Source organism: Nocardia sp. NPDC050413, assembly GCF_040655475.1.
Taxonomy (GTDB): domain Bacteria; phylum Actinomycetota; class Actinomycetes; order Mycobacteriales; family Mycobacteriaceae; genus Nocardia; species Nocardia coubleae.
Map to the genome: position 1 here is coordinate 355087 of NZ_JBFAJZ010000003.1, position 11364 is coordinate 366450.

At 65.2% G+C, this 11364-nt stretch carries 17 protein-coding genes; 3 read left to right on the forward strand and 14 right to left on the reverse strand.

Features of this window, described 5'->3' with window-relative positions:
- Positions 1–56 precede the first annotated feature (56 nt).
- The 10 genes from map to AB0I19_RS11405 all read right to left on the reverse strand — a co-directional run bounded on the left by map (position 57) and on the right by AB0I19_RS11405 (position 6444).
- Positions 57–854 carry a type I methionyl aminopeptidase gene (map, locus tag AB0I19_RS11360; protein WP_067491062.1) on the reverse strand — a complete coding sequence of 266 codons (798 nt, stop codon included), beginning with the start codon at positions 852–854 and terminating at the stop codon, positions 57–59.
- On the reverse strand, positions 854–1399 hold the full coding sequence (locus AB0I19_RS11365; protein ID WP_067491064.1) for an adenylate kinase: 546 nt from the start codon (positions 1397–1399) through the stop codon (positions 854–856). Before AB0I19_RS11365 ends, map begins: the two co-directional genes overlap by 1 nt.
- Positions 1396–2718: a preprotein translocase subunit SecY gene (gene secY / locus AB0I19_RS11370; RefSeq protein WP_067491066.1), complete on the reverse strand. Its 1323-nt coding sequence runs from the start codon at positions 2716–2718 to the stop codon at positions 1396–1398. Before secY ends, AB0I19_RS11365 begins: the two co-directional genes overlap by 4 nt.
- A 166-nt stretch (positions 2719–2884) precedes the next feature.
- The gene (gene rplO / locus AB0I19_RS11375; RefSeq protein WP_067491068.1) at positions 2885–3328 is read right to left on the reverse strand and encodes a 50S ribosomal protein L15; all 444 of its coding nucleotides are present in this window, start codon (positions 3326–3328) and stop codon (positions 2885–2887) included.
- Between the two features lies 1 nt (position 3329).
- A complete protein-coding gene (gene rpmD / locus AB0I19_RS11380; protein WP_067491217.1) occupies positions 3330–3509 on the reverse strand; it encodes a 50S ribosomal protein L30 in 180 nt (59 codons plus the stop codon).
- A 1-nt stretch (position 3510) separates the two neighbouring features.
- Entirely contained in the window at positions 3511–4164 is a 654-nt protein-coding gene (gene rpsE, locus AB0I19_RS11385) for a 30S ribosomal protein S5 (protein WP_067491070.1), read from the reverse strand.
- 31 nt (positions 4165–4195) lie between these two features.
- Positions 4196–4603, reverse strand: coding sequence for a 50S ribosomal protein L18 (rplR, locus tag AB0I19_RS11390; protein ID WP_067491072.1), 408 nt, complete (start codon positions 4601–4603; stop codon positions 4196–4198).
- A gap of 2 nt (positions 4604–4605) precedes the next feature.
- Positions 4606–5145, reverse strand: a complete 540-nt coding sequence (gene rplF, locus AB0I19_RS11395; protein WP_067491075.1) for a 50S ribosomal protein L6 — start codon at positions 5143–5145, stop codon at positions 4606–4608.
- 15 nt (positions 5146–5160) lie between these two features.
- Positions 5161–5559 (reverse strand): 30S ribosomal protein S8, encoded by a 399-nt coding sequence (gene rpsH, locus AB0I19_RS11400; protein WP_067491077.1) that lies wholly within the window; start codon positions 5557–5559, stop codon positions 5161–5163.
- A gap of 240 nt (positions 5560–5799) precedes the next feature.
- Positions 5800–6444, reverse strand: coding sequence for a YoaK family protein (locus tag AB0I19_RS11405; RefSeq protein WP_357147730.1), 645 nt, complete (start codon positions 6442–6444; stop codon positions 5800–5802).
- Positions 6445–6831: 387 nt separating this feature from the next.
- Between AB0I19_RS11405 and AB0I19_RS11410 the strand changes: the two genes are divergently transcribed.
- Both AB0I19_RS11410 and AB0I19_RS11415 read left to right on the forward strand, forming a co-directional pair.
- Positions 6832–8403 carry an alpha/beta hydrolase gene (locus AB0I19_RS11410; protein ID WP_357147362.1) on the forward strand — a complete coding sequence of 524 codons (1572 nt, stop codon included), beginning with the start codon at positions 6832–6834 and terminating at the stop codon, positions 8401–8403.
- A gap of 24 nt (positions 8404–8427) precedes the next feature.
- Complete coding sequence (locus AB0I19_RS11415) at positions 8428–9081, forward strand: Uma2 family endonuclease (RefSeq protein WP_357147364.1); 654 nt, start codon at positions 8428–8430, stop codon at positions 9079–9081.
- A gap of 97 nt (positions 9082–9178) precedes the next feature.
- On the opposite strand, the gene AB0I19_RS11420 is transcribed toward AB0I19_RS11415, so the two are convergent.
- The 4 genes from AB0I19_RS11420 to rplN are packed head-to-tail and all read right to left on the reverse strand — an operon-like array spanning position 9179 to position 10621.
- Entirely contained in the window at positions 9179–9364 is a 186-nt protein-coding gene (locus AB0I19_RS11420) for a type Z 30S ribosomal protein S14 (protein WP_040731429.1), read from the reverse strand.
- Between the two features lie 4 nt (positions 9365–9368).
- Positions 9369–9932: a 50S ribosomal protein L5 gene (gene rplE, locus AB0I19_RS11425; RefSeq protein WP_067491083.1), complete on the reverse strand. Its 564-nt coding sequence runs from the start codon at positions 9930–9932 to the stop codon at positions 9369–9371.
- Between the two features lies 1 nt (position 9933).
- Positions 9934–10251: a 50S ribosomal protein L24 gene (rplX, locus tag AB0I19_RS11430; protein ID WP_067491085.1), complete on the reverse strand. Its 318-nt coding sequence runs from the start codon at positions 10249–10251 to the stop codon at positions 9934–9936.
- Position 10252: 1 nt separating this feature from the next.
- On the reverse strand, positions 10253–10621 hold the full coding sequence (gene rplN, locus AB0I19_RS11435) for a 50S ribosomal protein L14 (protein WP_019045060.1): 369 nt from the start codon (positions 10619–10621) through the stop codon (positions 10253–10255).
- A 302-nt stretch (positions 10622–10923) separates the two neighbouring features.
- Between rplN and AB0I19_RS11440 the strand changes: the two genes are divergently transcribed.
- Entirely contained in the window at positions 10924–11343 is a 420-nt protein-coding gene (locus AB0I19_RS11440; RefSeq protein WP_357147367.1) for a hypothetical protein, read from the forward strand.
- Positions 11344–11364 lie beyond the last annotated feature (21 nt).

The following is an 11364-nucleotide window of genomic DNA, read 5'->3' on the forward strand; positions in this document are numbered from 1 at the left end:
CCGAGCCGGATTCGAAACATTACTTCACCGAAAAGTCGCGAAAGACTTTCGCGATGTCACTCCGGGCGCAGGGTGAGGATGCGTGGGCCGTCCTCGGTGACGGCGACGCTGTGTTCCCAGTGGGCGGCGCGGGAACCGTCGGTGGTGACCACGGTCCAGTCGTCGTCGAGGGTTGTGGTTTCGGTGGTGCCGAGGGTGAGCATCGGCTCGATGGCCAGGACCGATCCGACGACCAGGCGCGGGCCCTTGCCCGGGGCGCCCTCGTTCGGGAGGAAGGGGTCCATGTGCATCTCGCGGCCGATGGCATGGCCACCGTAGCCGTCGACGATGCCGTACTTGCGGCCGTGCACCTCTTCGGCGGCCCGGGTGCCGAGCTCGATCGCGTGCGACACATCGGTGAGCCGGTTGCCGGGCACCATCGCGCCGATGCCCGCCTCCATCGACCACTTGGTCGCCTCGCTGAGCAGACGATCGGCTTCGATGATGTTGCCGACGCCGAAGGTCCAGGCGGAATCGCCGTGCCAGCCGTCGAGGATGGCGCCGCAGTCGATCGACACCAGATCGCCCTCGGTGAGGATCTCACTCGCCGAGGGGATCCCGTGCACCACACGGTCGTTGACCGAAGAACAGATCGAGCCGGGGAAGCCGTGGTAACCCTTGAACGACGGAACCGCGCCCGCCTCCCGGATCACCTGCTCGGCGACCTCGTCGAGCTCGAGCGTCGACACCCCTGGCTTGGCGGCGTCGCGCACGGCGACCAGCGCCCGCCCGACGATCGCGCCCGCCGCCGCCATGGCGTCGAGCTCGCCCGCCGTGCGGAACGGCACGACCTTCTTCTTCCGACCGAATGCCATTACTGGCCGAGAGCCTTCAGCGCTCGCGCGTTGACATCGTCGACCTCGCCGAGACCGTCGACGGTCACGACCAGACCGTCGTAGTACTCGAGCAGCGGCTCGGTCTCCTCGCGGTAGACCCGCAGCCGGTTGCGGATGACGTCCTCGGTGTCGTCGGCGCGGCCACGGGCGAGCATGCGCTCGACCACGGTGTCCTCGGCGACCACGAAGCACAGCACGGCGTCGAGCGCGGTGCCGTGATGCTCGAGGATCTTCTTCAGCGCGTCGGCCTGGTCGACCGTGCGCGGGTAACCGTCGAGGACGAAACCGTTCGCGGCGTCCGGTTCGGCGACGCGGGCTTCGACCATGCGGTTGGTGACGTCGCTGGGGACCAGGTCACCGGCGTCCATGTACTTCTGTGCCTCGCGACCGAGGGCGGTCTGCTGGCTGATGTTCGCGCGGAAGAGGTCTCCGGTGGAGATGTGCGGAACGCCCAGCTTTTCCGACAGCAGGACGGCCTGAGTACCTTTGCCGGCACCCGGCGGACCGAGCAGAACAACTCTCACTTGAGGAACCCTTCGTAATTTCGATTCATCAGCTGGCTCTCGATCTGCTTGACCGTGTCGAGACCCACGCTGACCATGATGAGCACCGCGGCACCGCCGAAGGACATGTTCGCCGACTGGCCCGTGCTACCGCTGCCGAGGGCGATACTCGGCAGGACGGTGACCGCGCCGAGGTAGATCGAGCCGGGCAGGGTGATGCGGCTCAGAACATAATTGAGGTAGTCGGCGGTCGGCTTACCGGGGCGGTAGCCCGGGATGAAGCCACCGAACTTCTTCATCTCGTCCGCGCGTTCCTCCGGGTTGAAGGTGATCGCGACGTAGAAGTAGGTGAAGAACACGATCAAACCGAAGTAGACGGCGATGTAGACCGGGTTGGTCGGATCGACCAGATACTTCTGGATGATCTCCTGCCACCAGCTCGGGTCCGTCGCGGTGCTCGACGAGGTGAGCTGCGAAATCAGGTTGGGCAGGTAGAGCAATGAGGACGCGAAGATCACCGGGATCACACCGGCCTGGTTGACCTTCAGCGGCAGATAGGTCGAGGAGCCGCCGTACATCTTGCGACCGACGACGCGCTTGGCGTACTGCACCGGGATCCGGCGCTGACCCTGTTCGACGAAGACCACCGCGACGATGATCAGCAGCACACCAACACACACGAGGCTGAAGATCATGGCGCCACGGGTATCGAGGATGGCCTTGCCGTCGAGCGGGATACGCGCGGCGATACCGGCGAAGATCAGCAGCGACATGCCGTTACCGACACCGCGCTCGGTGATCTGCTCGCCGAACCACATCACCAGGGCCGCACCGGCGGTCATCACCAGCACGATGACGATCATGCCGAAGATGCCGGTGTCCTCGAGGATGTCTTCCTGGCAGCCCTGCAGCAGCTGACCGCGAGCGGCCAGCGCGACGAGACCCGTTGCCTGCAGGATCGCCAGGGCGATCGAGAGGTAGCGGGTGTACTGCGTCATCTTGGTCTGGCCTGCTTGGCCTTCCTTGCGCAACTCCTCGAAGCGCGGGATGACCACGGTCAGCAGCTGGATGATGATGCTCGCGGTGATGTACGGCATGATGCCGATCGCGAACACCGAAAGCTGCAGTAGCGCACCACCGGAGAACAGATTGATGAGCTGGTAGATACCGGCGGATTCGCCACCGGAGACCAGCTTCACGCATTCCTGGACGTTCTGATAGTTGACGCCGGGGGACGGCAGCGCGGCACCCAACCGGTACAGCACGATCAACCCCAGCGTGAAGAGAATCTTCCGCCGTAAGTCCGGAGTCCGGAAGGCCGATACGAAGGCGGAAAGCACAGATCCTCCTGGCGAACGACATGGTCATGCCATGCGACTGAACCAACACGGCGTCGTGGTGGAGACGTCAGCCGATGACGAGCTTGGCAGACAACACTTGTTGAGACTCTACAGTGACACCGGACGAGTGCTCGACTCGTCCGGTGTCGCTGTGACTACAGTACCGTCAGGCCAGTTCGGTGACGGTGCCACCGGCGGCGGTGATCTTCTCCTTGGCGGAGCCGGTCACCTTGTCGGCGGTCACCTGCACGGCGACGGAGATGTCGCCGTCACCGAGGACCTTCACCAGCTCGTTTTTGCGAACGGCGCCGGCCGCGACGAGCTCGGCCTTACCGACCGTGCCGCCTTCGGGGAACAGCTCCGCGATGCGGCCCACGTTCACAACCTGGTACTCCACGCGGAAGCGGTTGGTGAAGCCCTTCAGCTTCGGCAGGCGCATGTGCAGCGGCATCTGGCCACCCTCGAACGCCGCGGGGACGTTCTTGCGGGCCTTGGTGCCCTTGGTACCACGACCGGCGGTCTTGCCCTTGGAACCCTCACCGCGACCCACACGGGTCTTCTCGGTCTTGGAACCCGGCGCAGGACGCAGGTGGTGCAATTTGATGGTCATGTCAGACCTCCTCAACTGTTACGAGGTGGCGCACGACATTGATCAGACCGCGGTTCTGAGCGTTGTCCTCACGAACCACCGACTGGCGGATCTTCCGCAGGCCGAGGGTACGCAGGCTCGCGCGCTGGTTCGCCTTGGCACCGATCGTGCTCTTGATCTGGGTCACCTTGAGATCTGCCATGTCAGGCTCCCTGTCCCGCACGCGCACGCAGCATGCCCGCCGGAGCGACGTCCTCGATCGGCAGACCGCGACGCGCGGCAACCTCTTCGGGACGCTGGAGCATCTTGAGCGCGGCAACCGTCGCGTGAACGACGTTGATCGCATTGTCGCTACCGAGCGACTTGGCCAGAATGTCGTGAATGCCAGCGCATTCGAGCACGGCACGCGCCGCACCACCGGCGATCACACCGGTACCGGGCGAAGCCGGACGCAGCATGACCACACCGGCCGCCGCCTCACCCTGAACCGGGTGGGTGATGGTCGAGCCGATCATCGGGACGCGGAAGAAGCTCTTGCGAGCCTCCTCGACACCCTTCTGGATGGCCGCGGGAACTTCCTTGGCCTTGCCGTAGCCGACGCCGACCAGACCGTTGCCGTCACCGACGATCACGAGGGCGGTGAAGCTGAAGCGACGACCACCCTTCACGACCTTGGAGACGCGGTTGATCGCGACTACGCGCTCGAGCTGGTTCTTCTCGGCCGCGTTGTCCCGACGGTCGCCGCCACCGCGACGATCGCCGCCACCGCGACGGTTGCCCTCGGGGCCACCGCTGGGGTTGTTGTTGTTCTGTCCGGCGGGTCCGTTGCCGCCGTCACGCCGCTGACGTCCCGGCATCAGACGTTCCTTCCGTTCGAAAATTCAGTCATCAGAACTTCAGCCCACCTTCACGAGCGGCATCGGCCAGCGCCGCGATGCGGCCGTGGTAGTCGTGACCACCACGGTCGAACACGACCGACTCGATACCGGCAGCCTTGGCGCGCTCGGCGATCAGCTGACCGACCTTGGCGCCCTTGGCGGACTTGTCGCCCTCCAGCGCACGCACATCGGCCTCGATCGAGGACGCGGCGGCGATGGTCTTGCCGACCGAATCGTCGACGAGCTGAGCGTGCAGGTGCCGCGAGGAACGGTTGACGACCAAGCGCGGACGCTCGGTGGTGCCGACGACCTTCTTGCGCAGACGGAAGTGACGGCGGGTCTTCGACAGACGACGCTTCGTCGATGCGTCCTTGCCCAGCGGAATCCGCTTGGCCTTCTGGTTAGCAGTTTGCGCCATGATCACTTACCCGTCTTTCCGACCTTGCGGCGAACGACCTCGCCGGCGTAGCGGATGCCCTTGCCCTTGTACGGGTCGGGCTTGCGCAGTCCGTGGATCACAGCGGAGATCTGGCCGACCTTCTGCTTGTCGATCCCGGAAACCGAGAACTTGGTGGGCGATTCCACCGCGAAGGTGATGCCCTCCGGGGCCTCGATCGGCACCGGGTGGCTGTAGCCGAGGGCGAACTCGAGGTTCGAACCCTTGGCCTGAACGCGGTAACCGACGCCGAAGATTTCCATCTTCTTCTCGTAGCCCTTGGTGACACCCTCGATCATGTTGGCGATCAGGGTGCGGCTCAGGCCGTGCAGCGAACGGTTGGCGCGCTCGTCGTTGGGACGGGCCACCACGAGCTGGTTGGCTTCGTCTTTGCTGACGGTGATCGGCTCGGCAACGGTGTGCGACAGGGTGCCCTTGGGACCCTTCACCGTGACGACCTGGCCGTCGATGCTGACGTCGACACCGGCCGGGATTGCGATGGGGTTTTTACCAATACGCGACATTAGTCCAGACCTCCCTTACCAGACGTAGGCGAGGACTTCGCCCCCGACGCCCTGCTTGGCCGCTTGCCGGTCGGTGAGCAGGCCGGTCGACGTGGAGATGATCGCCACGCCGAGGCCGCCGAGGACCTTGGGCAGGTTGGTGGACTTCGCGTACACACGCAGACCCGGCTTCGAGACGCGACGCAGGCCCTGCAGGCTGCGCTCACGGCTCGGGCCGTACTTCAGATCGACGACGAGGGCCTTGCCCACCGGCGCGTCTTCGGTGCGGTAATCGGCGATGTAACCCTCGCGCTTCAGGATCTCGGCGATGTTCGCCTTGAGCTTGGAGTGCGGAGCCTTCACCTGATCGTGGTACGCCGAGTTGGCGTTGCGCAGACGCGTCAAGAAGTCTGCGATCGGATCAGTCATGGTCATGGTTAGACCTCGACACCTTTCTCGCTGCGGTTCCCATGCAGCATCTCCCCGCTTTCGCGAGGCGACCGTGGGCCTACAACAATTCGGCTGGTCCGGGCGGCACTTACCGACCGGATGAGTACTCTTCACGAGCGCTCGGCGCCCGGCACGATCCGCCCACGCCGAGCGTGGAGCGGACACAGATCTGCCCAGGCAACCGCTCTAGTGTAGGCAACGCCGTGGTCAGGACAAAATCCGGGGTCAGGACGCGGGCTCGTTCGACCGCGAGGTGGCCAGAATGGCCGATGCCGAGACGCCGGTGGCCACGATCAGCATCATCTCACCGCCGACCAGCATGCTCATCACGCCACCGAGCAGCGCGCCCGTCGCGAAGGCCGCGTACTGCAGGCCGTAACCGAGCCAGTCCCGCACGCTGCCGCCGCTGACGTGGCTCTCGATGCCCTGGCCCAGTTTCACGACCGTTCCGGTGACGTAGCTGAGCGGGACGCTGACCTCTCCGTTCTTGACGAACGCGGTGTTGAGCGCGCCGACCGCGAACGCGACGAACATGATCGGGACGAAACCCAGTTCCTGCCCGCCGGTTCGGCTCACCACGTAGTCGACCACCACCGCGGCGGCCAGCGCGACCGTGGTCACCACCGAGGCGCCGTAGTGGCCGTTGCGCCACAGCCGCCGTCGCAGCAGCGAGGCAACGACGACGCCGAGGCCGAAGGCGAACAGCAGCGATATCGCCCCGACGGCCAGCAGATAGTCGCCGTCGAACCAGCCGAGCAGCGCGCGTTCGGTATTTCCGGTCATGAATGTCACGAAGTATCCGGCGGAATGCGTATAGGCTGCTGCGCCGATAAATCCCGCCAATATCGAAAGAAACGCCACCATTGTCATCGCGCCTGCCGGTATACCCCGCAGCGGCTGACGGTTGCCCAGGTCACGTGCTCTTTTTACTGTGGTCACAGTCACAATCCCACATCCTTCGCATCGAATCGAATCGGGGATCGACTTTGACCCTTCCGGCTGCGTGACAACTCCGACGGTAGCGAGAAGTGGAATTGCCGGCCATCGCTCGGATCACATTCTCGGAGAAGACACAGGATTATCAGGTTCCGGTAATACACAGGTAACCCGGTAATTCCCGATGAATTCTGTGTGACTTTTATGAATCCACCAGGCTACCCGGTGTGGTGTCGAAACAGGTTCGGCGACAACCGATTTCCCCAGGTGGGCTGTGGTAGCTTCACGGAGTTCGTCGGATCTGTGCAGGAGGCTCGGCAGGTGTTTTCGCGCTCGGTGTGCCGTGGAACTCGCCGAGGCGGTTTCTACGCGCTGGCTGTTCTGCTCGGTGTCGGCACATTCGCGTTTCCCTCCCCCGCTCGCGCCGCCGACGCCTATGTCGACCGGCTCGCCGAATCCGCGGCGACTCCCGAGTTGAGCTGGTCGGACTGCGACGACGGTTTCCAGTGCTCATTGGCACGGGTGCCCCTGAATTACAACGAACCGGCGGGTGCGCAGCTGGAGCTGGCCACCATCCGGCTTCCCGCGAGCGATCCGAGCAGGCGCCTCGGCACTCTGTTCGTGAACTTCGGCGGTCCTGGCCCCTCGGGCGTCGACCGGTTACGGGAACGGGCGCGCTGGCCGTGGCTGTTCTCCGAGGAGCTTCGCGCGCGCTTCGATCTGGTGTCGTGGGACCCGCGCGGGGTCTCACGCAGTGCGGGCGTGCACTGCTTCGCCACTGCCGAGGAACAGGCCGAATACTTCGGCACCTTCCCCGGGACCCCCACCGACGCGGGTCAGGAAGCGGAGTTCTTCGCGCGTTCGGCCGATCTCGCCGCGCGCTGCGGTCAGGCGGCGGGTCCGATCCTGAATCACGCGTCCACCGCCAATACCGCCCGTGACCTGGAGCTCCTGCGTCGCGCGGTCGGCGACAACGCGCTGACGTATCACGGCATCTCCTACGGCACGCAGGTCGGCGCGGTCTACGCGAACATGTTTCCGCGCCGGGTGCGCGCGATGGTGTTCGACGGTTCACTCGACTTCGAGGGCAATGCCGACGGGCACGGCGCGGAGGGCACCCACCTTCCCCTCGATACCAGGCAGGGTGTCGCGGTCGGCATCGCCGAGACCTTCGACGCGTTCCTGCGCGAATGCTCGGCGGCGGGCCCGCGCTGCGCGTTCTCGGCAGGCGATCCGAAGCTGAAATGGCTCGCGCTGGCCGAACGGGCCCGCCACGCCCCCATCGTGCTCGACGGAACACCATGGACGTTCTCCCAGGTGGTGACCGCCGCGGGCAGCCTGTCGCGCCCCGACACCTACGCCGATCTGGCGACCTTGCTGCAGCAACTGTTCGACGCGGCGACCAGCGCCCCCGCCCTCGTCCCCGACTCGCTGTTCGACCCCGCCTACCCCGCCAACCGGGCCGAAGCGTTCTACGCCATCCAGTGCTCAGACAGCATGGTCCCGACCGAACCCGCGGCCTACAGTCGCGTCGCCGCCGTCGAAGACCTGCACAACCCGTACTTCGGCCGCACCGCCGTCTTCAACGCCATGCCCTGCGCCTTCTGGCCCGCCCGCGACGCCGACCGCTACACCGGCCCATGGAACCGGCAGACCGCCGCCCCCATCCTGGTCATGAACAGCCGCTACGACCCCGCGACCCCACTGCACGGCGCCTACGCCGGCGCCGCGCAACTGGCCACCGCCCGGGTCCTGGTGATCGAAGGTGCCGGCCACAGCACCATGTACGTCCCCAGCACCTGCGCCGAACAAGCCAAACGCGACTACTTGTTCACCGCCCAACTCCCACCCGAAAACCTGCACTGCGGCACCGACCACTCCCCCTTCCCCTGACCCGTACCTCCCTATCATTGCGCCATGACGAACGCGCACGACCGGCGTCCGAAGCTGCCCGAATATATGACGTGGGAGGAACTCGAGCAGCAGCCCGAGGAAATCGCCTCGCACATCGAACTGTGGGACGGTCGTGTGGTCTGGAGGCGCCGTGGACCAGGCGAGCATCAGGAAGCGAGCAACCTGTTGTGGAGCGCTCTTCGGCGCGACGCCAGGTACGCGATGGACAGCAGACCCGACGAGTGCTGGCAGGTTCGCACCGAGACCAACGTCTTCTTCGGCCGGGAGAACAAATCCGACTTCGTGACACCGGATTTCATGGTCCACCGATGCCTGGACGAGCCTTACGCCTACGTCCGCGCGGACGACGCGCTGCTGGTCGGCGAGGTCCTCTCCCCCTCGAACACCGCCGCCGAAATGGAAGCCAAGAAGGCCAAATACGCGGCCGCGGGAATCCCCTGGTACTGGGAAGTCACCCTGCATCCGCGGCGCAGTGAAATCGCCTACGTGCAGGCGTTCGGCCTGGAATCCGGTACCGGACCCTTGCCCGCGGGCGTATCACCGCTACACAAGGCCAACTACATCTTGGTCGGCGCATGGTCGCCGGGCGATTCCACCGAGATCACCATCGGCTTCCCGTTCCCGATCACCATTCCGTGGCGAGATCTGGTGCTCTGAGCAGGGCCCGGAACGCGCGAAGGCACGGACTTCGGTTGGAAGTCCGTGCCTTCGTTCGGTATTCGCTTAGGTGGCTGCGCTCACGAGGAGCGCGGGGTCACCAGGAGCTCTTGTGCACGCCCGGGAGCTCACCGCGGTGGGCCATTTCGCGCAGGCACACGCGGCACAGGCCGAACTTGCGGTAGACCGCGTGGGGGCGGCCGCAACGCTGGCAGCGGGTGTAGGCGCGGACGGCGAACTTCGGCTTGGCCTCCGCCTTGATGCGCAGTGCTTTCTTAGCCATGTGCTCAGTTCTCCTTGAACGGGAAGCCGAGGTGCTTCAGCAGCGCGCGGCCTTCTTCGTTGTTGGTCGCCGTGGTCACCACGGTGATGTCCATACCGCGCGGGCGGTCGATGGAATCCACGTCGATCTCGTGGAACATCGACTGCTCGCTCAGGCCGAACGTGTAGTTGCCGTTGCCGTCGAACTGCTTCGGCGACAGGCCGCGGAAGTCGCGGATACGGGGCAGCGCGATGGAGACCAGGCGGTCCAGGAACTCCCACATGCGGTCGCCACGCAGGGTGACCTTCGCGCCGATCGGCATGCCCTCACGGAGCTTGAACTGCGCGATCGACTTGGTGGCCTTGCGGATCTCCGGCTTCTGGCCGGTGATCAGCTCGAGGTCCTTGACGGCACCGTTGATCAGCTTCGCGTCACGGGCGGCGTCGCCGACACCCATGTTGACGACGACCTTGACCACGCCGGGGATCTGCATCACGTTGGCGTACTCGAACTCGCTGTTCAGCGCGTCCTTGATCTCGGCGCGGTAGCGCGCCTTCAGCCGGGGCTGAGTCTGCTCAGAGGTGGTCATGTCAGATGTCCTTCCCGTTCTTACGGGAGATCCGAACCCGCTTGCCGGTGGTTTCGTCGGTGCGGTAGCCGACGCGAGTCGGGTTTCCGTCGGAGTCGACGACCATCACGTTGGAAACCTGGATGGGGGCTTCCTGGGTCACGATGCCACCCGAGGAGGCGCCACGCTGGTTGGCGGAATCCGCGACGTGCTTCTTGATGCGGTTCACGCCTTCGACGAGAACCTTGCCGGTCGCCGGGTAGGCCTGGATGACCTTGCCCTTGGCGCCCTTGTCCTTGCCCGAGATGACGAGCACGGTGTCACCCTTGTGCACCTTCATGTCAGAGCACCTCCGGGGCCAGCGAAACGATCTTCATGAAACGCTTGTCGCGCAGCTCACGGCCGACGGGGCCGAAGATGCGGGTGCCGCGCGGATCGTTGTCCGCCTTGATCAGCACAGCGGCGTTCTCGTCGAACTTGATGTAGGAACCGTCCGGACGGCGGCGCTCCTTGACGGTGCGCACGACGACAGCCTTGACGACGTCGCCCTTCTTGACGTTCGCGCCGGGGATGGCGTCCTTGACGGTGGCGACGATGATGTCACCGATACCGGCATAGCGACGCGACGAGCCACCGAGCACGCGGATGCAAAGGATTTCCTTCGCCCCGGTGTTGTCGGCGACGCGCAGTCGCGACTCCTGCTGAATCACTTCAGCACCTCCTGGACCTGGATGTATACGTACGCCGGATTGCCGACCCGACGCACATGGTCAGTTACCCACCAGACGCGCGCCTGCCAGCGGTTTTGTCCACCACTGGGGGTTCACGGCCGGATTGCGAGGGCAGAGCTCCCGCAGGCAACCGGTCTAGTGTAGGTGAACCCGCAGGTCGACCCAAATCGGGGGTCGTCGGCCAATTTGAAGCGAATATGTTTCAAACTGCCGTGCGGGCGTGTGCCCCGTTGTTACGGTCCCCCTGCTCGTCGCGGGGACGAGCCGACGAGGAGCCACCCATGAAACTCACCCTTGCGTCAACCGCCTTCGCCGCCGTCCTCACGGTGCTCGCGCCGCAGGCCGCCGCCGGGCCCGTCATCGACATGCTCACCGACACCCTCACGGTCGGCTGCACCTCCAAGATCGACGTCGTCGGCCTCGACGACTACGTCGGCGCCCAGGTCGACTTCGTCGCCAACGGCAAGTTCTTCGCCAGCGACACCGTCGACCTCGAGGTCACCGTCGGCGGCGTCACCGTCGCCAAGGCCACCGCGTTCTACCACGTGGAATCCGAGGGCGAGGTGCAGTTGACGGCGCTGCTGCACGCCACCGGCATGCCGCTTGTCTCCAAGCGCGTGCCGACGGTCATGCGAATCATCAACGCGGGCAGTGGTTTGGCCTGTGACCTGGCGACCGGCAGCGCCGGCAGCTCTTCCTGATCGCCGCAGCCCCCGAGACGG

Excerpts from the sequence above, each read along its gene's own strand:
- map (WP_067491062.1), bottom strand. The coding sequence starts at position 854 with ATGGCATTCGGTCGGAAGAAGAAGGTCGTGCCGTTCCGCACGGCGGGC.
- rplO (WP_067491068.1), bottom strand. The coding sequence starts at position 3,328 with ATGACCATCAAATTGCACCACCTGCGTCCTGCGCCGGGTTCCAAGACC.
- rpmD (WP_067491217.1), bottom strand. The coding sequence starts at position 3,509 with ATGGCAGATCTCAAGGTGACCCAGATCAAGAGCACGATCGGTGCCAAG.
- rpsE (WP_067491070.1), bottom strand. The coding sequence starts at position 4,164 with ATGCCGGGACGTCAGCGGCGTGACGGCGGCAACGGACCCGCCGGACAG.
- rplR (WP_067491072.1), bottom strand. The coding sequence starts at position 4,603 with ATGGCGCAAACTGCTAACCAGAAGGCCAAGCGGATTCCGCTGGGCAAG.
- rplF (WP_067491075.1), bottom strand. The coding sequence starts at position 5,145 with ATGTCGCGTATTGGTAAAAACCCCATCGCAATCCCGGCCGGTGTCGAC.
- rpsH (WP_067491077.1), bottom strand. The coding sequence starts at position 5,559 with ATGACCATGACTGATCCGATCGCAGACTTCTTGACGCGTCTGCGCAAC.
- AB0I19_RS11405 (WP_357147730.1), bottom strand. The coding sequence starts at position 6,444 with ATGACAATGGTGGCGTTTCTTTCGATATTGGCGGGATTTATCGGCGCA.
- AB0I19_RS11415 (WP_357147364.1), top strand. The coding sequence starts at position 8,428 with ATGACGAACGCGCACGACCGGCGTCCGAAGCTGCCCGAATATATGACG.
- AB0I19_RS11420 (WP_040731429.1), bottom strand. The coding sequence starts at position 9,364 with ATGGCTAAGAAAGCACTGCGCATCAAGGCGGAGGCCAAGCCGAAGTTC.
- rplE (WP_067491083.1), bottom strand. The coding sequence starts at position 9,932 with ATGACCACCTCTGAGCAGACTCAGCCCCGGCTGAAGGCGCGCTACCGC.
- rplX (WP_067491085.1), bottom strand. The coding sequence starts at position 10,251 with ATGAAGGTGCACAAGGGTGACACCGTGCTCGTCATCTCGGGCAAGGAC.
- AB0I19_RS11440 (WP_357147367.1), top strand. The coding sequence starts at position 10,924 with ATGAAACTCACCCTTGCGTCAACCGCCTTCGCCGCCGTCCTCACGGTG.